Genomic DNA, 23,255 nt, shown 5'->3' on the forward strand with positions numbered 1-23,255 from the left:
AATAAGGAACGTTCCGGATGCAGTATCGTCCGCTCGGCCGCACCGGCCTGTCGGTCAGCGCCATCGGCCTGGGCACCATGACCTGGGGCCGCCAGAACACCGAGGCCGAAGGCCACGCCCAGATGGACGCCGCACTCGACCGCGGCATCAACTTCTGGGACACGGCGGAGATGTATGCCATCCCGCCCACCGCCGACACCTATGGCAAGACGGAGGTGGTGATCGGCAACTGGTTCCAGTCGCGCGGTAAGCGCGACAAGGTGATCCTCGCCAGCAAGATCATCGGCGCGCCGGCCGGCGGCTTTGGCTGGGTGCGCGAGGGCAAGTCGCGGCTCGACCGCGCCAACCTCTTCGCCGCGGTGGAGGCCAGCCTGTCGCGGCTGAAGACCGACTACATCGACCTCTACCAGATCCATTGGCCCGACCGCGTCACCAACCGCTTCGGCGTCCGCACCTACCGCCACAAGCCGGAGCAGGACGGCGCGCCGATCGAGGAGACGCTGGCGGCACTGGCGGAGCTGGTGCAGGCCGGCAAGATCCGCCATGTCGGCCTGTCGAACGAGAGCCCCTGGGGCGTGATGCGCTGGCTGCGCGCCGCCGAGGTGGCAGGGGAGATGGCTGGTCTGCCGCGCGTCGCCTCGATCCAGAACGCCTACAACCTGCTGAACCGGACCTTCGAGAACGGCCTGTCGGAGGTAGCCCTGCGCGAGGATGTCGGGCTGCTGGCCTATTCGCCGCTGGGCGCCGGCACGCTGACCGGCAAGTATCTGAACGGTGCCATCCCGCCGGGCAGCCGCCGTGCGCTCGACCACCGGCCGTCGCGCTATGCCACCGTCAACGCCGACGCGGCGACGGAGGCCTATCTGGACATCGCCCGCCGCTACGGTCTGGCGCCCAACCAGATGGCCATCGCCTTCACGTTGCAGCAACCCTTCGTCACCTCGTCGCTGATCGGGGCGACGACAATGGAAACGCTGATCTCCAACATCGACTCCATCGACGTGACCCTGTCGCCGGAGGTGATGGCGGAGATCGACGCCGTGCACAACCGCATGCCGGATCCGTGTCCGTAAGCTGTTGGTAAGGTATTGGCGGCGGTTGCCCCCTCCCTAACCCTCCCCCGCTTCGCGGGAGAGGGAACTGCCGCCGTTTCGCATAAGGCACCCTCTCCCGCAAAGCGGGGGAGGGTCGGGGAGGGGGCGAGTCGTAGCAGCAACCCCGGAGGTGCCCCATGCTCCGCCTGTTCGTCGCCCTCGACCTGACGGAGGAAGTCCGCCAGAGGTTGGCCGGGCTGGCCGGCGGCGTGCCCGGCGCGCGCTGGACCGAGCCGGAGGCCATGCACCTGACCCTGCGCTTCATCGGCGAGGTGCCGGAGGATCAGGCGATGGGCATCGACGCCGCCCTGGCGGAACTGCGGGCGCCGGCCTTCACGCTCACGTTCGACGGCGTTGGCATGTTCGGCAGCGGTCGCAGGGCCCGGGTGCTGTGGGCGGGGGTGGAGCGCAACGAGGCGCTGGCCCATCTGCAGGCCAAGATCGAATCCGCCCTGGTTCGCTGCGGCCTGCCGGCGGAGGAGCGGAAATTCTCCCCCCACATCACGCTCGCCCGGCTGAAGGACGCGCCGGCCGACCGCATCGGACGCTTCCTGTCCGACCGCGGCCTGTTCCGCGCCGGCCCGATGCCGGTCGATCACGTCACGCTCTACCGCAGCCATCTCGGCAACGGCGGGGCGGTGTATGAGGCGTTGCGGGAGTATCCGCTGGAGAGCGGTGCCTAGGCGACGATGCCGTCCCAGGGCTGGGCCTCGGCGTCCGGTCCTTTGTCGCCGCCGGTCCCCACCACCCGATTCTTACCGTCCTGTTTGGCGCGGTACATGCGCTGGTCGGCCAATTCCACCAACGATTCCCAGTCGGTGGGGCGGTCGGCCGTCTGTTCGGCGATGCCGATGCTGGCGGTCTGCAGGCTGCCGTCCGGCCGCTTGCCGAAACCGGCCCGGCGCATCCGCTCCACCGCGATCATCGCGCCCTCCACCGGCGTGTCCGGCATGACGACCAGGAACTCCTCCCCGCCCCAACGCACCAGCGCGTCGGACTGGCGCAGCAGGCTGCGGATGGTGTTGGCGGCATGGCGCAGGACGCGGTCGCCCTCCTCATGGCCATAGCGGTCGTTGACCGCCTTGAAATCGTCCAGGTCGACGAAGATCGCCGACAGTGGCTGCGCCGCCCGTTCGGCATGGGCGACCTGGAGTTTCAGCAATTCCTCGCCGATGCGGCGGGAGAAGGCGCCGGTTAGGGCGTCGTGCGCCGCCTGTTCCAGCAGCGCGATCATGAAATGGAGCTGGCTGATCGCCGCCAGCGTCGCCACCACCGCGATCAACGCCAGCAGCCACAGCGCGCTGATGTAGGATGGAAACGGCATCACCAGCGAGCCGTAGAAGCCGGCGGCCAGATGGGCGCCCAGCATCGGGGCGGCGAACAGCGCCCCCTCCACCGCGGTCAGCGGAAAGACGCTGAGCCCCGCCACCATCACGAAGGGCAGATAGCCATAGCCGGCACTGACGGCGATGCGCAGGTCGTCGACGCCCTGGTTGTAGAGCAGCGGGTGCGAGATGGCGAAGAACAGCGTCGGGATCGCCAGCAGGGCGGCCAGCCGCCACCAGGCGCAGGTCATGTCCTCGCATGACCGGCGGTCGAAGGCGAGCGCCAGGAAGGCGGCACTGGCGCTGAGGCGCAGCACGATCAGCCAGACGGCCAGCTTCCATTCGAAGACGGTGACGTCGATGGCGATCCACAGCGGGGTCAGGACGCCGAAGATTAGCGCCACCATGCGCACGCGCGACTGGATCATCGCGGCGCGGCGGCGCTGCAGGATCGGCGTGTGACCGGCCGGCCAGATCAGATCGGGCAGTTCGTCGCTGCGGACGAAGGCGCCGAAGAGGGCGGCAAGAAGCCTGTCAACCCGCATCAGACAGCCTGCCCCCGGCATCGGCCGGACATGTCGCCAATGGATTAGCCATGCTGGGTGATTACACGGGCATGACCTCCCCATCAACGGCTTTCGCGCCGAAATGGCGCATCAGCCGCTGGAAAACACGGAAAGATCCCGGCATGCGACAAAAAGTAACGGGCGACGCGTCACCGACACGCCGCCCGTTGAATAAGCTCCGCTCCGATGACGGATCAGTCCTTCAGGTCTTCCCAAAGCTCCTTCACCTTGGCGAAGAAGCCCTCCGACTGCGGATTCGACCCTTCCTTGGCGGCGCCCTCGAACTCGCGCAGCAGTTCCTGCTGGCGCTTCGTCAGGTTCACCGGGGTCTCGACCACCGCCTGGATGTACATGTCGCCGCGCTGGGCACTGCGCAGAACCGACATGCCCTTGCCCTTGATGCGGAACTGGTGGCCGGACTGTGTGCCCGGCGGCACCGTCACCTTGGTGCGGCTGCCGTCGATCGTCGGCACCTCCACCGAACCGCCGAGAGCCGCCGTGGTCATCGGGATCGGCACCCGGCAGTGAATGTTGGCGCCGTCGCGCTGGAAGATCGGGTGCGGCGCCAGTGCCAGGAAGATATAGAGGTCGCCGGCAGGCGCCCCGCGCAGCCCCGCCTCGCCCTCGCCGGCCAGACGGATGCGGGTGCCGTCCTCGACACCGGCGGGGATGTTGACCTGCAGGGTCTTTTCCTTGCGCAGACGGCCGGAGCCGCCGCAGTTCTTGCAGGCGTCCTTGATGACCTTGCCGGCGCCGTGGCAGCCGGGGCAGGTCCGCTCGATGGTGAAGAAGCCCTGCTGCGCCCGCACCTTGCCATGACCCTGGCAGGTCGGGCAGGTGATCGGCTGGGTCCCCGCCGCAGCACCGGAGCCGTTGCAGCTGTCGCACTGCACGGTGGTGGGGACACGGATGGTGGTCTGGGTGCCCTTGAAGGCCTCCTCCAGCCCTATCTCCAGATTGTAGCGCAGGTCCTGGCCGCGGCCGGACGCACCGCCGCCGCCGCGGCGCCCGCCCATGAACTCGCCGAACATCTCGTCGAAGATGTCGGCGAAGCCGCCGCCGCCACCGAAGTCGAAGTTGAAGCCGCCGGCCCCGGCACCGGCGCCCGGACCACGGCCACCCTCGAAGGCGGCGTGGCCGAACCGGTCATAGGCCGCGCGCTTCTGATCGTCCTTCAGGACGTCATACGCTTCGCTGATTTCCTTGAACTTCTGCTCGGCGTCCTTGTCACCCTGGTTGCGGTCCGGGTGGTACTGCATCGCCATCTTGCGATAAGCCTTTTTCAGCTCATCCGCGCTGGCGTTCTTCGCCACACCGAGCAGCTCGTAATAATCCTGTTTCGCCATGGGGGCCGACCGCCTTTGAGTCGTTCTGGTCCAAACTGTCCGCGTCGTGCCGGAACCTGAGCCCAGCATACCGAAGGCCCGCCGCCGGGAAAAGGCGGCGGGCCATCGATGCTCGCGTCAGGTCCGTATCAAAAAGAAGCTGCCTGCCCTAAGAGATGGGCCTTAGGCCGACTTCTTCTTGTCGTCCTGGACCTCTTCGAAGTCGGCGTCGACGACGCCCGGCTCGTTCGGCTGGGCGCCCGGCGCCTCGCCGCCCGCAGCCGGGGCCTCGCCCTGGCCGGCCTTGTACATCGCCTCGCCCAGCTTCATCGACACCTGGGCCAGCGCCTCGGTCTTCGCCTTGATGCCTTCCAGATCCTCGCTGTCCAGCACCGACTTCAGCTCGGTGACGGCAGCCTCCGCGGCGGTCTTGTCGGAGGCCGGGATCTTGTCGCCGTTCTCCTTGATGGTCCGCTCGGTGGTGTGGATCAGGGCGTCGGCATGGTTGCGGGCGTCGACCAGCTCACGGCGCTTCTTGTCGTCGGCGGAGTGGGCCTCCGCGTCCTTCACCATCTTCTGGATGTCGGCGTCCGACAGGCCACCCGAGGCCTGGATGCGGATCTGCTGCTCCTTGCCGGTCGCCTTGTCCTTCGCCGTGACGCTGACGATGCCGTTGGCGTCGATGTCGAAGGTCACCTCGATCTGCGGAACGCCGCGCGGGGCCGGCGGGATGCCGACCAGATCGAACTGGCCCAGCATCTTGTTGTCCTGCGCCATCTCGCGCTCGCCCTGGAAGACGCGGATGGTGACGGCGTTCTGGTTGTCCTCGGCGGTCGAGAAGGTCTGGCTCTTCTTCGTCGGGACCGTGGTGTTGCGGTCGATCAGACGGGTGAAGACGCCGCCCAGCGTCTCGATGCCCAGCGACAGCGGGGTGACGTCGAGCAGCAGGACATCCTTGACCTCGCCCTTCAGCACGCCGCCCTGGATGGCGGCGCCGATGGCGACCACCTCGTCCGGGTTGACGCCGCGGTGCGGCTCACGGCCGAAGAACTGCTTCACCGCGTCGATGACCTTGGGCATGCGGGTCATGCCGCCGACCAGGATCACCTCGTCGATCTCGCTGGCCTTCAGGCCGGCATCCTTCAGGGCCGCCTTGCAGGGCTCGATCGTGCGCTGCACCAGGTCGTCCACCAGGGCTTCCAGCTTGGCGCGGGTCAGCTTGATGTTCAGGTGCTTCGGACCGGTCTGGTCGGCGGTGATGAAGGGCAGGTTGACTTCGGTCTGCGTGGTGGACGACAGCTCGATCTTCGCCTTCTCCGCAGCTTCCTTCAGGCGCTGCAGCGCGAGCTTGTCCTTGCGCAGGTCGATGCCCTGCTCCTTGTTGAACTCGTCGGCCAGATACTCGATGACCCGGCTGTCGAAGTCCTCGCCGCCCAGGAAGGTGTCGCCGTTGGTCGACTTCACCTCGAACACGCCGTCGCCGATCTCCAGCACGGAGATGTCGAAGGTGCCGCCGCCCAGGTCATAGACCGCGACGGTGCCGGTGCCCTTCTTCTCCATGCCGTAGGCGAGCGCGGCGGCCGTCGGCTCGTTGATGATGCGCAGCACGTCCAGGCCGGCGATCTTGCCGGCGTCCTTGGTGGCCTGGCGCTGGCTGTCGTTGAAGTAGGCCGGGACGGTGATGACCGCCTGCGTGACCTTCTCGCCCAGATAGTTCTCGGCGGTCTCCTTCATCTTGGTGAGGATGAAGGCGCTGATCTGGCTGGGGCTGTACTTCTTGCCGTGCGCCTCGACCCAGGCGTCGCCGTTGTCGCCGGAGATGATGCGGTAGGGAACCAGGCCCTGGTCCTTCTTCGTCAGCGGATCGTCGAAGCGGCGGCCGATCAGACGCTTGATGGCGAAGAGGGTGTTTTCCGGATTGGTGACCGCCTGGCGCTTGGCGGGCTGGCCGATCAGCCGCTCGCCGCCCTGGCTGAAGGCGACCATGGACGGCGTCGTCCGCGCGCCCTCGGCGTTCTCGATCACCTTGGCGCTGCCGCCTTCCATAACGGCGACGCACGAGTTCGTGGTGCCGAGGTCGATACCAATCACTTTGCTCATGTTCAGCCTCTTTCGTTCGGCAGATGCGTGGCGGCCCGTCTGGTCCGGCACCGCCGCGATCCCCATAGGGTCGGTGAAACGTCGGTGGAGCGCGTGGGGGTCTGGTCCCCGGGGGAGCGATGCTTGAGAGCGACGCCTCCGGGTCCGGCCCGTGCTGGCGGAGATATAGGCGGAGCCGTTTCGGGCTGCAACAGGGTGGCGCGCCTTTCGACCCGCAAATGCGGCGAAAAAACGCTGCCGCGACATCCTCCGCCACGCCGCCGCCGTCCTGCTGCTCTTTGCAATAGAATACCAGCGTATTCAAGCAAGCAAAGACGAGTATCCCGATAATCACCCTCTCTGATTCAAATCGTCACAGATGTTACAAGTGATTAATGCTTCGATTGTGAACCAGTCAATGCAGTTAACCTTTCATTAACAAGCAATGGCGTGCAGAGCCTCTTCCAATCAATTCGCGGTTGCTGCGATTATTCATGTCCTGGAGAATCAAATAGTGAAAATCCGAAAGGAATATGCTATCTCCTTTGTGTCATAAGGAACGACCGCAAGGGATTGGGCCAGCGACTCCCCCGTCGCCGCCACCAGAGCATGCGGTTCTATGCAACGCTGGTCATACAGGTGTGAAAGGGAAGCGCGATGATGGACGAACGACGCGATGTGGCCCTGGCCATCAAGTCCTGCCTGGACAGCCTGATGAGCGACGCGACGCGTTGCGACCTTGATGACCTCGCGCGCTTCATCAGCCTCGCCGCTCTCGCCGCGGAAGAGGCGGCCGTCGCCCACGACCCCCAGGCCGTCCGTCTGAAGGCGCTGATGGTGACCGGGGCCGGCCACTGCTGACCGGCACCACCGGCCTTCCTTGACGTGCAGGGGCGGACGCCCTTCTGCTTTACAATATCTCAGCGTTGCGAATGGCGTCGTCGATCCGGCCCAGCATTTCGGCGCAGGACTCGTCGCCATCCATCAGGTCGGGAAGCGCGAAGCTGAACATCGCGACCGCGGCCACACTCCCCGCCGCATCCGGGCGTTCCGCGCCGACCAGCCACAGGTAATGGGTCTCGGCGCGGCCTTCCTCTTCCGTCCGCATCATCGCCTGGGCGATCACGGCGCCATCGGCGCGGCTCTCCACGGTCCGGTCGCCCGCCCGCGGGTCTTGCGGCCGGACGAAGCGCAGCGCCATCTCCTGCAGGGTGGCTGCCGTTCCGCCGGACTCCGGCCGAGGCACCACCCGATCCGTCACCAGCCGCAGCACGCCGGCGGCCGGCGGCGGCGGCCGGAAGGTGCCCACCGGCTGTCCTTCATGTTCTTCCACATCGACCGCCCAACCGGCCGGCAGCCGGAACCGAACCGTATCGGACCAGCCGATGTCGGACCCCTGCACATCCCCTGGCCCGTTCCCCTGCCCGTTCCCCTGCCCGTTCCCCGAATATGTCTCGTCGGCCATTGCCCGCTCCCGAAAATCGCCACTCTGAAAAATCTCGCGGGCCTCGCAACGGCACGCCGGGACCGGCACCATAGGCGGCGCCCGTCTTCCCGCCAATGCCCGATCGAACCGGTCGGGATTGCCGCCGCGATCTCCCGTCCCTGGATTATTCCGGGATCAGGAACTGAACGCCGAGCCAGCGCCAGCGGCCGTCGGCGGCCGGCAGGGTGCAGTTGACGCGGGCGCGGCCCGGCGGGAAGGGATCCTTGATGCGGACCTCCACCCGATCCTCGGCGATGCGCTCCAGCGCGGTGCGGCCCTGGCCGGCGGCGAAGCAGGCCAGCTTGGAGCTGTCACCCACCCCGTCGGCGATGGTGAAGCCCAGCGGCGGCGGGTTGACGGTGACCAGCGGGTCGTCGGGCGTCAGGTCCGACACCGGCAGCGGCAGCGCGTTGGCCGCCAGCTCGAAGCGGTCGGCGCTGCCGTAGGTCTCGTTCATGACGAAGCGCGGCAGGCTCCAGGGATCGGCCTGCGGGTGCAGGACCCCCGACTGCTGGCCGAAGGCGGCCGCGAAGCCCTGGTCGACCACCAATTGCCGCACGGCCAGCGAATATTCCCCCTGCGGATAGGCGAAGACCGCCGGGCGCTTGCCCAGTTCGGTCTGGAAGCGGTCGGACATCCGGCGCAGGTCGGCCGCCAGCTGATCTGGGCTCCGCGACAGCATCGACTGGGTCGAGGTGCCGAGCGCCCCGATGGTGACCCCCGCCGCCGCCAGCTGGCGGATCTCGGTCCAGCTCATGTGGGAGGGGGAGCCGCGGTCCACCGCGTCGGTGGCGACGAACAGGGTGAAGGGCAGGCCCGCCGCCTTCAGCCGCGGCCAGGCCTCGGTGAAGGCGGAGCGGCTGGCCTCGTCGATGGTGATCGCCACCGTGCGGTCGGGCAGCGGCTTGCCGTTGCGCAGGGCATCCAGGATCTTCGGCAGCGGCAGGACGTGGTAATCGCCGTCGGTCAACTCGTCGAGATGGGCTTCGAACTGGTCGATGCGGATGCTGATCGAGGGATTCTGGTCCTCGCCGAACCGGTCATAGGCGAAGACCACCGCGCTGGCGCCCTGCGGTGAAACGGATTCGGCGGCGGCGGGCCGGGACACCGGCACGAACGCGGTCCAGACGGACAGCGCGGCGGCGGCGAGTACCCTGACGGCACGACGGAACGGCATGGCGGCCTGCGGAAAAGGCTGATCGGGGCGACCTTCGCCCAGACGCAAAGGATGTGCCACAGTCTCCGCCATGCGAACAAGCTCCGTCCGCCGCTTTTCCACGGAGGGCAGCGATGCGGTGCGCGCGTGCAACAATGGAAGACCTCCGCCCGGGCACAAGCCGGGATGGAGAACCCGGCGCCCGGCGTCTCCGGCTATCCGTCTGCGGCCATCACTATTCTTGCACCGCTCGTCCTTACATCAGCCGGCCGCCGGCCGCCGCATCGGTCAGCAGCGGGTAGCGCTCGGCTTCCGGAAGCTGATAGTGCCACCATTCCGACGGGTAATGCTCCCACCCGGCGCCGACCATCACGCCCAGCAGCAGGGCGCGGTTGCGCTGCTGTTCGGCGGTCAGGTCGCTGCGGCCATGGTGCGACCGCTCGGTCATCGCATCGAAGCCGGTGCCCATGTCCAGGGCCGAGCCGGCACCATCCACCAGCGTAAGGTCGACCGCCACGCCGCGGGTGTGGTTGGAGCCCAGCCGCGGGTCGGCGATGTAGACGGGGTCGGGAAAGGCGTGCCACAGCTTCCATTGCGCCTCCGCCGGGCGGAAGGCATCGTAAATCCGCAGGCGGCAGCCGATGCCGCGGGCCAGCCGGATAGCCTCGCCGAGCCGGCGGGCCGCGTCGGGATGCAGCAGGCACACCGCCGAGCGGTAGATCGGAACGCCGGACAGGTTGTCGGCGGTGGCGTAGAGAAGCTCCAGGTCGATGTCGAAGGCCGGAGGCGCGATCTCGGTCAGCATGGAATGGACAACCGTGGGCGTATGAGGAAAACGATGGTCCTCTAGCATGGCCGCGACGCCATCTGCCATGGTCACGGGTCTGCCATGCCCGAGGTGGACTTTTTCAATGGAACGGCCCCGGCATGGCAATCCGGGGAAGGCGTGCCTGCGTATTAGAAATCGGCCGTCCGCGCGATGCGGCGGCCAGGAAGGCGGAGCGATGAAGGTTCTGGGTCTGGATACGGCCACGTCCGGCTGTTCGGCGGCAGTGTGGGAGGGAACGGCCGGTCAGGCCGGCGGCGCGCGCGTGACCGTACGGCGCAGCCCGCCGATGTCGCGCGGTCAGGCCGAAGTGCTGGTGCCGCTGGCGCAGGAGGTGATGGCCGAGGCCGGCGTCGGCTTCGCCGATCTCGACCGCATCGCCGTCACCGTCGGGCCCGGCGCCTTCACCGGGCTGCGCATCGCGCTGGCCACCGCGCGCGGCATCGCCGTCGCCCAGGGGCTGCCGGTGGTCGGGATCACCAGTTTCGACGCCATCGCCCATGGCGTGCCGGCGGCCGAACGCGCCGGCCGTTCGCTGCTGGTCGCCGTCGACAGCCGGCGTGCCGAGCCCTTCCTGCAGCTGTACGACGCGGCGTTGACCCCCGTAGGCGAGCCGGCGATGCCCGACCCGTCGGCGATCGCCGGCTGGCTCGACGCACTGTGCCGGTCCGGTCCGCTGCTGCTGGCCGGCGACGCGGCGGCGGCGGTGCTCCCGCTGCTGGGCGGCCGGGCCGACGTCGTCCCGGCGTCCGGCGACGGGCTGCCGGACGCCGCCGTGGTTGCGGCGCTGGGGGCCGCCCGCCCCACCGGCCTGCCGGCCGAGCCCTTCTATCTCCGCCCGCCCGACGTCACCTTGCCGAAGGCTACGGCCTCCAAGCCCACTCCCAAGCCTGGACCGGGAGCGGCGGCATGACCGCGTCCTCCGTTCGCCTCCACCCCGCCGGCCCGCTGGAGGCCGGGGTGGTCGCGGCCCTGCAGCAGGCCTGCTTCCCCGACGATCCGTGGGACGAGGCGTCGGTTGCCACCCTGACCACGCCGCCGGCCGGCTTCGCCGTCATCGCGCTCGATGCGCAGGACCAGCCGGTCGGCTTCGTCATGGCCCGCGTCGCGGTGGAGGATGCCGAGATCCTGGCGATCGGCGTGCTGCCCCAGGCGCGTCGCGGCGGCATCGGCCGCCTGCTGGTCGAGGCTGCCGTCACCGGATCGCAGAACCTGGGTGCGACTGCGCTGTTTCTTGAAGTTGCCGAGGATAATCCGGCAGCATCGAGTCTATACAAGGCCAGCGGCTTTTTTTCCGTCGGGCGCCGCCCCGGATACTACAAGCGTGTCGACGGCCGGGTCGCGGCGCTTGTCCTGCGCCGCAATCTCGATGGGGCATAGGGGTTAATTTTTCCGCACGATCAGGCGGTGGACTCCGTCAGGATCATCCAATCGTTCGGGCTGCACAGACAGAATGCTGTGCCCCAACTCGATCAAGGATCGTGGAACGTTTTCCAAGGGTTCACCGGCATTCAGCCGGACTTCGAGTGTCTGCCCCGCGTCCATCCGTTCTACCATCAACTTGGTCTTGACGAAGGTTAACGGACAAACCTGCGAGGTGATGTCGAGAAACAAGTCTGCGGAGATTTTTTCGGTCACCGATTCCTCTTTGCTCCAAAGGATGGATATTGCACGACGCAGAAAACCTCTTTATATGGTGAGGTACGAATGCCGCGGAGCAAGCTTACATGAGCAACGGGTCCCCTTCCAACGCGCTGTTGTCTCTGACCACGGAGATCGTGGCGGCGCATGTCTCCAACAATACAGTCTCGCTGACCGATCTTCCGACTCTGATCGAACAGGTCTACAAGTCGCTGGCCAACGTCGGCACCGAACCGGTGGTGGCGGAGGAGCGGCCGCAGCCTGCCGTGCCGATCAAGAAGTCGGTGACGCCGGACTACATTGTGTGCCTGGAAGACGGCAAGAAGCTGAAGATGCTGAAGCGCCATCTCAAGACGGCGTACAATATGACGCCAGAAGAATACCGGGACCGCTGGGGCCTGCCGACCGACTACCCGATGGTCGCGCCGAACTATGCCCGTCAGCGCAGCTCGCTGGCCAAGCAGATCGGTCTCGGCACCCGCGCCCGCCGCAGCGCCTGAGGGCTGGGGCTTCCGCAGGGCGGTCCGGCGTCATGACGGCGCCGCCGCCCGTGCCTGCCCTCCCCGCTTCTTCTTTCCGCATTGGCTGCCGGGACATCCAGAGCCCCAAGGGGCCGCATCCCTGAAGCGGACGATTCCTGTAGGTCGCAGCAGGTTTCGGCTGACGGCACGCGACGATGTCGGTTGACCGGCAACCGGCGGATCGTGTTATGCCTTGTGGTGCGTGCGACGCTGTCCGTCCCGACCCTGGCCGCCGTGGCCTGGCGGGGGCAAGCCGGCGCGGCGCACAGTCGAGAACCATCGCAGCGGACCGTCGACATGGCTGATGCAAGCTTGGACCAGCCGGGAATGACCCGGACTAGCCCGGAGCGGAGCGACGCGTCCGCACCCGAGGACGCCACCATCGAAAAAGCGACCGCCGGCGAAAAGCTGACCGACGGCATCCGCCTCGGCACGCTGGAAGTGCGGCTGGCCCTCTCCGCGGAGGAGATCGACTGGGCGCAGGCCTTGCGCTACCGCGTCTTCTACGAAGAGATGGCGGCGATCCCCTCCCCCGAGATGCAGGCCCGGGGGCGCGATTTCGACGATTACGACGGCGTCGCCGACCATTTGCTGGTCATCGACCATTCCCGCGGCAACGGTCCGGACATGGTGGTCGGCACCTACCGCCTGATCCGCCGTCCCGCCGCCGAGAAGGTCGGCCGCTTCTATTCCAGCGACGAATACGACATCGGCCGCCTCGCCAGCTATCCCGGCGAGGTGCTGGAGCTTGGCCGGTCCTGCGTCGACGCCGGCTATCGCACGCGCGGCAGCATGCAGCTGCTTTGGCAGGGCATCGCGGCCTACGTGTTCCAACACGACATCGCCCTGATGTTCGGCTGCGCCAGCCTGCCCGGCACCGATCCGGATGCCATGGCGGAGCCGCTGTCCTACCTCTACCACCATCATCTGGCCCCGGCGGATCTGCGGGCGACGGCGCTGCCGGAACGCTTCGTGTCGCTGGACCGGATGGCGAAGGAGCACATCGACCCGCGGCGGGCGCTGAACATCCTGCCGCCGCTGATCAAGGGCTATCTGCGGCTCGGCGGCTTCATCGGTGACGGCGCGGTCATCGATCACCAGTTCAACACCACCGACGTCTGCATCGTGGTGAAGACCGATCTGATCACCGACAAGTATTTCAAGCATTACGAACGTCGCAGCCGCGACAGCCAAGCCGGCTGAGGCGACCATGACCCGCACCGCGCGCGCCCTGGGGTCGTCCGGCCGCGGCGCCCTGCGCCTGACGCTGTACCTGCTGTGGACGCTTCTGCTGATCCCGCTGCAGGCCCTGGCGGTGGCGCGCGGCTGGCGGCTGTGCCGCACCCTGCCGCCCTTCTACCACCGGCTCTGCGCCCGGCTGATGGGACTGGACGTGGTGGTGCGCGGCCAGCGTGTCGCCGACGGGCCGGTGCTGTTCGTGTCCAACCACTCCTCCTACCTGGACATCACGGTCCTGGGCTCGCAGATCCCCGGCTCCTTCGTCGCCAAGTCGGAGGTCGGGAGCTGGCCCTTCTTCGGCCTGCTGGCCCGGCTTCAGCGCACGGTGTTCGTCGAACGCAAGGCGCGCAATTCGGTCGACAAGCAGCGTGACGACATCGGCAGCCGTCTGGACGCCGGCGACAGCCTGATCCTGTTCCCGGAGGGTACCTCCAGCGATGGCAACCGCACGCTGCATTTCAAGACCGCCCTGTTCGCCGTCGCCGCCCGCCGCATCGACGGCCGCCCGCTGACCGTCCAGCCCGTCAGCATCGCCGCCACCCGGTTGGACGGCATCCCGATGGGCTTCGCGTTCCGCCCCTTCTATGCGTGGTATGGCGACATGGATTTGGCGCCGCATCTGTGGCAGGCCTTCCGCCTGGGCGGCATGACGGTGGAGGTGGAGTTCCACCCGCCGGTGACCATCGACGGCTTCAGCAGCCGCAAGGCGCTGGCCGAGCATTGCCAGCGCGTGATCGCCGACGGCGTCGCCCGCGCCATCTCCGGCCGCCCGGACGGGCCGTCCCCGGCGAAGCACGCCGCCGTCCCGGCCGCCGCCGATGCCGCCCCGAGTACCGCCCCGAGTACCGCCACGCCCGCGCAACCGGTCGCCGATCCCGCTCCCGGGAGTGCTTGATTCCGCTCTTGTATCCGCCGCGGCAGTCGCCTATAAACAGCGGGCGCGCGGGTGTAGCTCAATGGTAGAGCAGAAGCTTCCCAAGCTTACGACGAGGGTTCGATTCCCTTCACCCGCTCCAAACGCCGTGCCGCCTGCATGGCAACCGGCCTTGCGCCGCTCCCTTTCAAAATCCGATTTTTCTGACGAGCGGTTCGCACCGAGGGGTGCGGATGGGCGCTCTCCTTTGCGTTGGCGGTTCGCCGATGGCGCGGTTGCCGGGATCGCCGGTCATCCCTGAAGCTGGGCGCCATTGTCCCTCAGCCGAAAGGAGAACGCCGATGCCGCCAATCGAAAGAGCCCGCCGGCTGAGCCGGTCCCTGCAGGCCCGCTTCCGCATCGACCTGTTCTCCGCCCTCGTGGAGCGCGAATTCGAACGGCGGTTGGCCGACGCCATCCTGGAGGCTGAACGCGACGCCTACCGCCGTGGGCGCGAAGAGGCGCAGGCCGGGGCGAATGGTGGCGTGGTCAGTCCATCTCCGCGGCCGGAAGCGGCGGCTCGGTCGGGCGGCCCGCCCATGACCATGTAAGACCGGCCCGCTCGGCACAAGCATAGTGCCAGGGGTTCTGATGGCCATGTCCGGCCCAATGCGGGTCGCCGGCGCGGATCGGCCGCCCGCAGCCACAGCACAGATGCCCGCTGCGGCCGGCACGGCCACCGTGGCCGCGCGCTTCGCCGGTCTTGCCCGATTTCGGCTTCGGTTCCCAGCCAAGCGAGGCAGGATGGCGGCCGTACAGCGCCATGATGATTCCCCCAGTTCGTCCGGATTGCGCCAATTACCGGATGATCCCCCGATCCCGGTCCGGCAGCGTCGATAATGACACAGTCGATAACGATTCTGCCGTGACGGTGCGAGAATGCCGCCGTACGCCTTCAAAGCCAACGGCAAGGATGGTCGGGATCCTCTCCGAAATCGTCGGGCCACCTCCTGACAAACCCTTCAAAACCCTTTCAACGGAGGCGCAACGAGGCAGAGGACACACAATAATCACCAGAGTTATCCGCACACTCCACATGATTGCGTTTGCCGATTGTCCGGGGCATTCCGGCATCCATCTTTTGGTCTGTTTCCGGTCACATCGATGTTCATATCTGGTTAACCGTCCGGGACTAGCGTCCGCCGCCTTCGCTGCACTGCGGCATGTTTTTCATGCGAAGGCGCTTCATGACGGTATTTCTGCTCGATTATCTTCCAACACTCTCGGCCCTTCCCGCAACGATCTCGCCGGTTGTCATGACCGGCATTGCCGGATTGTCGGCTGCCACCCTGTCGACGCTTTTCAGCGGCCGGCGGGCGATCCTGACGGCGCAGGCGGCGGCCTCCTCGCTGTTCCTGCTCCATTTCCTGCTGCTGGGCGCCTGGACAGCCATGCTGATGTGCGGACTGGGGCTGATTCAGATGGCGGTGCGCGTCCAACGGCAGCCATCCCGGACGCTCGGCCTGCTCTATGGGCTGACGGTGCCGGGGGCGCTCGCCGTGGCGGTGCTGAGCTGGCAAGGGCCGATGTCGGCGCTGTCGGCCACCGGCTTCCTGCTGGCGACGCTTGGCCGCTGGCAGACCGCGGTCGGACGGATGCGGGTGTTCTTCGTCATGGCGACGGTGGTCGGGGCTGGGCACAACCTGCTGGCAGGATCGGTCTTCGGCCTGGTGTCGGACGCGATGGGGCTCTGCGGCCATTGCGTCGGCCTGTGGCGGGCCGGGATGTTCCGCAGCCTGATCCGCCGCCAGCCGCCCGCCGCGCGCGCCCTTTCCGAAGCGTCGGCGTAAGGAGGTGGCGCACGGATTCGCGTCCGTCGCACTGGTATTGCCCCCGGTGGCAGGTTGGAACATTCGGGCCCGCCGCCGGGTTGTGGCAGCGTAGGGGACGCATGGGAGGGCCTGCCGCCATGGAAAAAGACGAGATCGTCGATACGCTCAATGACCTTATCCGCATCGTCGAGGATAGCCACGAAGGCTACCGGCAGGCCGCGGAATCCGCCGAGGACGAGGATCTGAAGGCTCTGTTCAACGATCTCGCCGCCCAGCGCGGTGCCATCGTGCGCGAGACTCAGCGGCTGGTCGCCGAACAGGGCGGTGCGCCAGACATGGGCGGCACCATGCTGGGCGGTGCACACCGCTTCTTCCTGGAACTGAAATCCGCCGTGCTCGGCCATGACCGCGTCACCATCATCCAGGAGGTCGAGCGCGGTGAAAGCGAATGCCTGCGCCGTTACGAAGAAGCGATGGCGAAAGAGCTTCCCCTGCCCATCACCGCGGTGATCGCCCAGCATCTCGACCGCATCCGCGTCGACCGTGACCGCATGGCCGCCCTGCGCGGGGTGGTGGCATGATAGTGCGTCGCAGCATTGCGGGTGTGGGAAAGCGGGCGTAGGCTTTTACCGGTGGCTGCAACGCATTGATACGGCTGTAGGGTCGTATCGCAGCCCCCGCCGATTACCGGCTCCGATCATCCGGCCCCGCTCATCGAACCCCGGTGGCCGGATGTCCACTCCATCTGGACATGGATTGATGAACAGCGACAAATCTAAAAATGCAGACCCGGTCGGCAACGATCTGGTGACGAAGGGCGCATTCGCCCTGTACCGTGCAGAGAACGCCCACCGCGTGTCCGAGTTCAAGAAGTCCAAGAACGCCGAGGCGGCCATCGCCGCCGATTTCGACGCCTACCGCACCCGCTATCTGCGGAAGTTCAAGGACATCTCCGAAAGCCTGTCCGAACAGGGCCTGACCGTCACCCGCGCAGTCTGACCCGTCCCGCAGAACCGGGACCTGTGGGGCCGGGGCAGCACTGAAACGGATGGGAAAGCCGCGGGGCCGCCGCTATACTGCGCGGCATGGCCCGTATGCTGTTCCTCCGCGACATCGACGCCGACGTGCAACTGCGCTGCCGCACCTGCGGACATGGCGGCGTGCTGCCCCGTGCCATGCTGGAACGGCGCTTCGGCCCCAATTACCCGGTTCTGTCGATCGCGCCGCATTACCGCTGCTCGCGCTGCGACTCCCGCGACATCGAAAGCCGGCCGATCCTGGCCGAACCCCTGGCCGCCGGCCTCCCCGCCGCCAGCAATGATGAGCCGTCCTTCGATGCGCCGCTGGCGGCGCTGAACGGGCTGCTCGCCTCGCTGCGCGGTGGTGACGGCGGCCGGGACAGGACGGCCGATGCGGAGGAGCCGCCCGCTCCCCCTCCTCCTCCACCGGCGCCTGTTCGCGGCAAGCCGGTGTTGGAACGTCCGCTGTCCGACCTCGTGGCCGACGGTCCGGCGGAGGATGGCGCCCCTCCGCTGTGGGAACCCGTTTCGCTCGCCGACATGGCGGCGCGCCTCGGCCGCCCGTCGCCGCCCGACGAGTGGGATGACGATTGGGATGACGAGCAGGCGACGGGCGATGCCAGAACTGCCGCCAACGACGAGCGGCCGGAGCCCGCCCGCGACGAGGTCGCCGACGCCGGTGCCCCGGACGGTGCCGACTCCGAAGTTGGCGATCCCGAAGAAGATGATGGTGACGAGACGCTGATGGCGATGCGCCGGCTGCTGGCGCAGGCCTATGGCTCCGACGACGATGAGGACGACCCGGCGCCTGCTCCCCAGGCCGCCCGCGCTGCAAGCTTTGCCGAGCACCCGCCCGCTGATGGTCCCGCCGGCGACGGGCCGGACCTGCATGGCGGCGATCAGGACGAGGGCGACCAGGGTGAGGACGACCTCGGTGGGGACGAGCCGCCGGTCTTCTCGCACAAGGTCCTGGTGCGCAGGGATTTCGAAGATGACGGCGCGGACGCGGGTGCCGATCCCTGGCACCTGGAGTCCCGGGACGCCGGCCAGGAGGATGATCCCGAAGACGGCGGTCCGGATGGCGAGGAACCGTCGGAGGAGGAGATCCTGTCCTTCGCCATCCGCGACCCGGAGAAGCCCGCCCCGCCTCCCGCCTCCCGTCCGGCGAAGCCCGCGCCGCCGCCTGCCGAACCGCTCGACTTCGACCAGCATCGCGCAGAACGCCGGGCCCAGCGCCCGCCCCCGCCGCCGGAGGATGAGGAAGGCTTCGATCGGACTCTCGCCGCCCTGCGCTCCATGATCGAGGACGCGGCGAACGAGTCGGCGGAGGAAGAGGAGGACGCTGCGCCGCCGCCGGCCAAGGGACCGCGCAACGCCGGCAGGATGGTCGAAAAGCCCGCCCGTCGCGAGGAGCCGGATGATCCGGCGCCTGACCTGGGCGAGGATGACTGGTCGGTGCCCGCTGGCTGGGATGATCCCGATCCGGCGCCGGAGGCTGCTGCCCCGGAACAGGAAAAGGACCCGGCACCCGCCGGCCGCCGCTCCGCCCAGGAGCGCGAGATCGAGGAGGCGATGAAGGCCCTGCGTGGGCTGATCGAGGACGAGATACAGCCGGATTCGCCGCCCGCTTCCCAGCCGAAACCCCGCGCCGCCAAACCGCGTCCACCTGCCCGCAGCGGATCGGCCGCGCCGGAGGCAGGGCCGCTGCCCAACGCCAAGCCGCCGGATGTTCAGCCGGAGACGGCAAATCCCGCCGATCCGGAAGCCAAGCCCGCCGGCGAACCGACGCCGCTCAGCAAGACCATCGCCGCGCTGCGCGGCATGCTGGAACTGGACGGCCGCCGCAAGCGCTGATGCGCCACCCGGCGATGCTCTTGCCGAGCGGCGTCCGGTTCACTTGCGCAGTCGCTTTTCCTGCATGATTTCCAGCTGCAACTGCTGGATTTCGGTCAGCCGCTGCCATTGGCGCTGGATCAGATAGTCCATCTTCTCGTGCAGGTGCCGGATTTCCAGCTCGGCCTTCAGGTTGACGCGATAGTCGTTTTCGGAGCGCAGCCGGTCCTTCGCCTCCTGCCGCTTCTGGCTCATCATGATGACGGGCGCCTGGATGGCGGCCAGACAGGACAGCAGCAGATTCAGCAGGATGAAGGGGTAGGGATCGAAGGCCCGCGTTTCGCCTTCGAGGATGTTGATGAGCATCCACACGCACAGGACAACGGCGAAGGAGATCAGGAAGGCCCAACTGCCGCCGAAGCTGGCGAGGCCGTCCGATAGCCGTTCGCCCAGCGTGCGGTGGTCGTCGTACTCCTCCTCCGGGTTCTCGGCCAGCGTCTCGTGCCGGGCGAGGCTTTCGGCGACCTCGCGGTCCAGTTCGCTGAGTTCGCCATGCTCCTCCTTCAGCAGCTCGGCAACATAGAGCGAGCGGTAGCGTGCCAGCTCCTGCCGGCTGATCTGCGCGTCCGGCTCCAGATGCGGGTGGTCGTGGCGGATGCGGTCGGCGAGGCTGGGGCGTAGCGCGTCCAGCGCGATCAGGTCGCGCTTTGGCCGGCGCTTGCCGCTGATGGCGCAGGGCTGGCGCTTGGACGACAGCAGGCTGCCGGCGTCCTCATGCTCGGCCGATTGGAAGGTCGGTTCCGCGGAGTCGTCACCATCCTGCGGTGGGCCATCCTGCGGTGGAATCTGATGATCGGACATGACTCGCCCTCCCTTGCATGCGCGAACCGGCGCGGGCGACTTTATGCCCGATCTTTTTGACACGCCGGTTAAATCACCGACAGGCAAATGCGGCAGGTAAGGATGGCATCGCCTTGCAAAGGTTGAACCTCGGCGATCCGGCCCCCGGGCCCCCACCGCCGGCGGGGCGGTTTCGGATGAATTCCCGTTCATCTTCACCGCCGCAACGGAAAAGGGGCCGCCTTGCGGCAGCCCCTATCCTTACCTGCTGACAGGCCTTACATACTGACGGCTTCGGCCGGTCAGCCGATGCGCCAGACGTCCGGGCTGTTCTCCAGCCGCTTCAGGACGGCGAGGCGCTGCTGCTCGATCTCCTCCGGCAGACGGTCGCCGAAGCGGTTGAACAGTTCCTCCTGGTCCCGCGCCTCGGCCTCGGCCTCCTTGCGGTCGATGTCCATGATCTTGGCGAACTTGTCGGCCGGGAAGTTCAGGCCCGACCAGTTCAGATCCTGGTAGCGCGGGGAATAGCCGAAGGGCGATTCCGCCACGTCGGTGGCACGGCCGCGGACGCGGTCGACGATCCACTTCAGCACGCGCATGTTGTCGCCGAAGCCCGGCCAGACGAACTTGCCGTTCTCGTCCTTGCGGAACCAGTTGACGCGGTAGATGCGCGGCAGGCTTTCGATCTTGCCTTCCATCGACAGCCAGTGGTTCCAGTAGTCGGCCATGTTGTAGCCGCAGAAGGGCAGCATGGCGAACGGGTCACGGCGGATGGCGGCTTGGCCGACGGCGGCGGCGGTGGCCTCCGAGCCCATGGTCGCGGCCCAATAGACGCCTTCGCGCCAGTTGTAGGCTTCGAACACCAGCGGGAAGGTCTTCGACAGACGGCCGCCGAAGATGAAGGCGCTGATCGGAACGCCGGCCGGATCCTCCCAGGCCGGGTCGATCGACGGGCACTGCGCCGCCGGGGCGGTGAAGCGGCTGTTCGGGTGGGCGGCGACCCGGCCGCAGCCCGGCGTCCAGTCCTTGCCCTGCCAGTCGATCAGGTGCGCCGGCGCCTCGTCGGTCAGGCCTTCCCACCACACGTCGCCGTCGTCGGTCAGGGCAACGTTGGTGAAGATGACGTTGTGGTCCAGCGTCTTCAGCGCGTTCGGGTTCGACTTCACGCTGGTGCCGGGGGCGACGCCGAAGAAGCCGGCCTCCGGGTTGATGGCGCGCAGCGTGCCGTCGGGCTGCGGCTTGATCCAGGCGATGTCGTCACCGATGGTGCGGACCTTCCAGCCCTCGAACTCCTTCGGCGGGACCAGCATGGCGAAGTTGGTCTTGCCGCAGGCCGACGGGAAGGCGGCGCCGACATAGGTCTTCTCGCCGGTCGGGCTTTCCACGCCCAGGATCAGCATGTGCTCGGCCAGCCAGCCCTGCTCGCGACCCATGGAGGAGGCGATGCGCAGCGCGAAGCACTTCTTGCCGAGCAGAGCGTTGCCGCCATAGCCGGAGCCGTAGGAGACGATGCGGTGCTCCTCCGGGAAGTGGACGATGTACTTGTTGTCGGCGTTGCAGGGCCAGGCCACGTCCTGCTGGCCGGGCTCCAGCGGGGCGCCGATGGAATGCAGGCAGGGGACGAAGTCGCCGTCGCCCAGGATGTCCAGCACCTTCTGGCCCATGCGGGTCATCAGGCGCATGTTGACCGCGACATAGGGGCTGTCGGAGATCTGCACGCCGATGTGCGCGATGTCGGAGCCCAGCGGCCCCATGCTGAACGGCACCACATACATGGTGCGGCCGCGCATGCAGCCTTCGAACAGGCCGTCCAGCTTGGCCTTCATCTCCACCGGGTCCATCCAGTTGTTGGTCGGACCGGCTTCCTCGCGGGTGCGCGAGCAGATGTAGGTGCTGTCCTCGACACGGGCGACGTCACCCGGATCGGAGCGGCAGAGGAAGGAGTTCTGGCGCTTGGCCTCGTTCAGGCGGATGAAGGTGCCCGCTTCCACCATCTCGTTGCAGAGACGGTCATATTCCTCCTGCGAACCGTCGCACCAGTGAACGCGCTCCGGCTTGCATTTCAGCGCGATCTCCTCGACCCAGGCCAGGAGCTTCTTGTTCCGCGTCCGCGTGTTACCAGTCATATCGTCCCTCTCGAAGGCTGGGCCGGTACTGCCGCGTCGGGCATGCCCCTCGCCGGGGGTCCCGCGGCCGGTCCGGCCGTTCTTTCGTCCGTTGTCGTGTCGTCAGATGGAAGGCGGCCGCCGCATCAGCGGGGCGCCGGTCCGAAGAGGCGGCCGGGTTGGAAACCCGCCGCGATGCGCTGCACCGGCGGGGTGCGGCGACGATACGGTGCAAAAGGCGGTCCTGAGGCGACAGGTCTGGGGGCCAATGGCCCGGACGGGAAACGGGTCGATCCGTTATGGTCCACTGAAGTGTTCTCCTGGTTGCGCGTGCCCGCGCGCCGCGTTCTTGTTTTTGGTGCGGCGCCCGGTGGTGTCGAAGCGACCTCTCGGCTGGTCGTTCAGGCTGACGGTTGGCTTCTCGTCTCTCGTTGTTATTGTTCTTGCTGACCGTTCTTCTTGTTCTTCTTTTATCTTCTTATTGTTCTTTCCGGCGCCGGGGTCCGTCAGGCGCCCTCGTCGCCGGCTGTTTCGGTTCCAGCCTTTTCGGTCCCAGATGTCGATCCTCCGGGTTGTCCGGACCCGTCCTGCGGCCGGATCAGCGTGTCCAGCATCAGTTTAGCCGATTCGGGGTCATGGATTCTCTGCTCAAAATCGACGCGGGCGACGTACCCCCCGCGTCGCAGATCGCATCCCTCCGGGTCCACGCCGGTCAGGCTCCAGCTTTCCCCATCGCCGGCGCCCTCACCATCGGGGGCGGGGCCGAGCAGGGGGCCGTACCCGGCGCCGTTCAGGCGGTCGAGCAGCGCCGCCTCACCCGCCGCCAGGGCTGGGGCTATGGCGGGCAGGTCCAGCTCCGCGGCGGACAGCCAGTGGATGCGGCCGAAGCCGGCGACCAGATGGGCGCGCTCCACCGTCACGCGGTAGATCGCGAAATCGGCGAAGCCGGCATAGAAGGCGGCGTCGGGATGGCGGCGCAGATAGCGCTCGCGATGGATCGGATCGTCCGACCGCTCCGCCCGGCCCAGGACCGACAGGCGGGCGCCGGTCAGCGGCTGCGCCAGTCCGGCGGTGCCGTCGAACAGCAACCCGACCCGGCCGTCGGCCAGCAGGTTGCGCGTATGATCGGCCAGCGTGGAGAGCAGAAGCAGTGGACTGCCGTCATGATCGAACGCCACCAGCACCAGCGAGGGATAGGGCCAGCCGGCGGCTTCCGCTGCCGCACCGTCATCGGCCGGACGCTGGGCGGTCGCCAGCGCGGCGCGGTCGCAGGCGCGCATCAGGCGCCGGGCACGCAAGGCCGGAGCCATGGTTGCCGGAGCCGGGATGGCCGGATCCTGTATGGCGGAATCCGGGCCGCTCCGGCCGGTGCCCGGCGGCATCGCGCCCTCCTTGCCGTCCGGCGTGGCGCCGGCCGGAGAGGACGCGGGAAGGGCGTTCGAAAAACTCATTCCGAAACGAGTGCGTTCTCCCGCGCGGCACCGTTGTTCGGCGCCGCATTGCCGCCATATTGGA

At 67.6% G+C, this 23,255-nt stretch carries 23 protein-coding genes and 1 tRNA gene; 14 read left to right on the forward strand and 10 right to left on the reverse strand.

The annotated features are described in order from the left end of the window. Window positions 1-17 precede the first annotated feature (17 nt). Together M5E06_RS12515 and thpR are read left to right on the forward strand one after the other, a co-directional pair. Window positions 18-1,073, forward strand: coding sequence for an NADP(H)-dependent aldo-keto reductase (locus M5E06_RS12515; RefSeq protein ID WP_252138390.1), 1,056 nt, complete (start codon window positions 18-20; stop codon window positions 1,071-1,073). A gap of 158 nt (window positions 1,074-1,231) precedes the next feature. Then, window positions 1,232-1,777: an RNA 2',3'-cyclic phosphodiesterase gene (gene thpR, locus M5E06_RS12520; RefSeq protein ID WP_252138391.1), complete on the forward strand. Its 546-nt coding sequence runs from the start codon at window positions 1,232-1,234 to the stop codon at window positions 1,775-1,777. On the opposite strand, the gene M5E06_RS12525 is transcribed toward thpR, so the two are convergent. The 3 genes from M5E06_RS12525 to dnaK form a co-directional block, all read right to left on the reverse strand. Beyond that, window positions 1,774-2,964, reverse strand: a complete 1,191-nt coding sequence (locus M5E06_RS12525) for a GGDEF domain-containing protein (protein WP_109152066.1) — start codon at window positions 2,962-2,964, stop codon at window positions 1,774-1,776. The genes thpR and M5E06_RS12525 overlap by 4 nt on opposite strands. 215 nt (window positions 2,965-3,179) lie before the next feature. After that, window positions 3,180-4,331 carry a molecular chaperone DnaJ gene (gene dnaJ / locus M5E06_RS12530; RefSeq protein ID WP_109074961.1) on the reverse strand — a complete coding sequence of 384 codons (1,152 nt, stop codon included), beginning with the start codon at window positions 4,329-4,331 and terminating at the stop codon, window positions 3,180-3,182. A 162-nt stretch (window positions 4,332-4,493) separates the two neighbouring features. After that, a complete protein-coding gene (gene dnaK, locus M5E06_RS12535) occupies window positions 4,494-6,410 on the reverse strand; it encodes a molecular chaperone DnaK (protein WP_252138392.1) in 1,917 nt (638 codons plus the stop codon). A 636-nt stretch (window positions 6,411-7,046) separates the two neighbouring features. On the opposite strand from dnaK, the gene M5E06_RS12540 reads away from it, so the two are divergent. After that, entirely contained in the window at window positions 7,047-7,250 is a 204-nt protein-coding gene (locus tag M5E06_RS12540) for a hypothetical protein (protein WP_109074963.1), read from the forward strand. Between the two features lie 49 nt (window positions 7,251-7,299). Here the strand turns inward: M5E06_RS12540 and M5E06_RS12545 are convergent, their stop codons facing one another. The 3 genes from M5E06_RS12545 to ddpX form a co-directional block, all read right to left on the reverse strand. Beyond that, the gene (locus M5E06_RS12545) at window positions 7,300-7,854 is read right to left on the reverse strand and encodes a hypothetical protein (RefSeq protein ID WP_252138393.1); all 555 of its coding nucleotides are present in this window, start codon (window positions 7,852-7,854) and stop codon (window positions 7,300-7,302) included. A 145-nt stretch (window positions 7,855-7,999) separates the two neighbouring features. Then, window positions 8,000-9,052, reverse strand: a complete 1,053-nt coding sequence (locus tag M5E06_RS12550) for a polysaccharide deacetylase family protein (protein WP_252138394.1) — start codon at window positions 9,050-9,052, stop codon at window positions 8,000-8,002. Between the two features lie 235 nt (window positions 9,053-9,287). Then, the gene (gene ddpX / locus M5E06_RS12555) at window positions 9,288-9,836 is read right to left on the reverse strand and encodes a D-alanyl-D-alanine dipeptidase (RefSeq protein WP_252138395.1); all 549 of its coding nucleotides are present in this window, start codon (window positions 9,834-9,836) and stop codon (window positions 9,288-9,290) included. 199 nt (window positions 9,837-10,035) lie between these two features. On the opposite strand from ddpX, the gene tsaB reads away from it, so the two are divergent. Next, a complete protein-coding gene (tsaB, locus tag M5E06_RS12560; RefSeq protein WP_252138396.1) occupies window positions 10,036-10,770 on the forward strand; it encodes a tRNA (adenosine(37)-N6)-threonylcarbamoyltransferase complex dimerization subunit type 1 TsaB in 735 nt (244 codons plus the stop codon). Beyond that, window positions 10,767-11,237 carry a GNAT family N-acetyltransferase gene (locus M5E06_RS12565; RefSeq protein ID WP_252138397.1) on the forward strand — a complete coding sequence of 157 codons (471 nt, stop codon included), beginning with the start codon at window positions 10,767-10,769 and terminating at the stop codon, window positions 11,235-11,237. Before tsaB ends, M5E06_RS12565 begins: the two co-directional genes overlap by 4 nt. A 3-nt stretch (window positions 11,238-11,240) precedes the next feature. On the opposite strand, the gene M5E06_RS12570 is transcribed toward M5E06_RS12565, so the two are convergent. Continuing rightward, window positions 11,241-11,495 carry a sulfurtransferase TusA family protein gene (locus tag M5E06_RS12570; protein ID WP_109074968.1) on the reverse strand — a complete coding sequence of 85 codons (255 nt, stop codon included), beginning with the start codon at window positions 11,493-11,495 and terminating at the stop codon, window positions 11,241-11,243. An 89-nt stretch (window positions 11,496-11,584) separates the two neighbouring features. Here M5E06_RS12570 and M5E06_RS12575 point away from each other — a divergent pair, with 89 nt between their 5' ends. The 9 genes from M5E06_RS12575 to M5E06_RS12615 all read left to right on the forward strand — a co-directional run bounded on the left by M5E06_RS12575 (window position 11,585) and on the right by M5E06_RS12615 (window position 18,816). Continuing rightward, complete coding sequence (locus tag M5E06_RS12575; RefSeq protein WP_252138398.1) at window positions 11,585-11,998, forward strand: Ros/MucR family transcriptional regulator; 414 nt, start codon at window positions 11,585-11,587, stop codon at window positions 11,996-11,998. A gap of 348 nt (window positions 11,999-12,346) precedes the next feature. Then, window positions 12,347-13,222 (forward strand): GNAT family N-acetyltransferase, encoded by an 876-nt coding sequence (locus tag M5E06_RS12580; protein WP_502801969.1) that lies wholly within the window; start codon window positions 12,347-12,349, stop codon window positions 13,220-13,222. A 7-nt stretch (window positions 13,223-13,229) separates the two neighbouring features. Continuing rightward, window positions 13,230-14,153, forward strand: a complete 924-nt coding sequence (locus M5E06_RS12585; RefSeq protein ID WP_252138400.1) for a lysophospholipid acyltransferase family protein — start codon at window positions 13,230-13,232, stop codon at window positions 14,151-14,153. A 47-nt stretch (window positions 14,154-14,200) separates the two neighbouring features. Continuing rightward, window positions 14,201-14,274, forward strand: a tRNA-Gly gene (locus tag M5E06_RS12590). A 199-nt stretch (window positions 14,275-14,473) separates the two neighbouring features. Next, entirely contained in the window at window positions 14,474-14,722 is a 249-nt protein-coding gene (locus M5E06_RS12595; RefSeq protein WP_252138401.1) for a hypothetical protein, read from the forward strand. 705 nt (window positions 14,723-15,427) lie between these two features. Beyond that, window positions 15,428-15,961, forward strand: coding sequence for a YgjV family protein (locus M5E06_RS12600; protein ID WP_252138402.1), 534 nt, complete (start codon window positions 15,428-15,430; stop codon window positions 15,959-15,961). A 119-nt stretch (window positions 15,962-16,080) separates the two neighbouring features. Then, window positions 16,081-16,524, forward strand: coding sequence for a ferritin-like domain-containing protein (locus M5E06_RS12605; protein WP_109074973.1), 444 nt, complete (start codon window positions 16,081-16,083; stop codon window positions 16,522-16,524). Between the two features lie 178 nt (window positions 16,525-16,702). Then, window positions 16,703-16,942: a hypothetical protein gene (locus tag M5E06_RS12610; protein WP_109152056.1), complete on the forward strand. Its 240-nt coding sequence runs from the start codon at window positions 16,703-16,705 to the stop codon at window positions 16,940-16,942. 95 nt (window positions 16,943-17,037) lie between these two features. Next, window positions 17,038-18,816, forward strand: coding sequence for a hypothetical protein (locus M5E06_RS12615; RefSeq protein ID WP_252138403.1), 1,779 nt, complete (start codon window positions 17,038-17,040; stop codon window positions 18,814-18,816). A gap of 39 nt (window positions 18,817-18,855) precedes the next feature. Here M5E06_RS12615 and M5E06_RS12620 read toward each other — a convergent pair whose 3' ends face one another. The 3 genes from M5E06_RS12620 to M5E06_RS12630 form a co-directional block, all read right to left on the reverse strand. Further along, complete coding sequence (locus M5E06_RS12620; RefSeq protein WP_109152054.1) at window positions 18,856-19,656, reverse strand: DUF1003 domain-containing protein; 801 nt, start codon at window positions 19,654-19,656, stop codon at window positions 18,856-18,858. Between the two features lie 281 nt (window positions 19,657-19,937). Beyond that, window positions 19,938-21,761, reverse strand: a complete 1,824-nt coding sequence (locus M5E06_RS12625) for a phosphoenolpyruvate carboxykinase (GTP) (RefSeq protein WP_252138404.1) — start codon at window positions 21,759-21,761, stop codon at window positions 19,938-19,940. 485 nt (window positions 21,762-22,246) lie between these two features. After that, the gene (locus M5E06_RS12630) at window positions 22,247-23,191 is read right to left on the reverse strand and encodes a HugZ family pyridoxamine 5'-phosphate oxidase (protein ID WP_252138405.1); all 945 of its coding nucleotides are present in this window, start codon (window positions 23,189-23,191) and stop codon (window positions 22,247-22,249) included. Window positions 23,192-23,255: the final 64 nt, after the last annotated feature.

The organism is Azospirillum sp. A1-3 (assembly GCF_023806445.1).
Classification (GTDB): Bacteria; Pseudomonadota; Alphaproteobacteria; order Azospirillales; family Azospirillaceae; genus Azospirillum.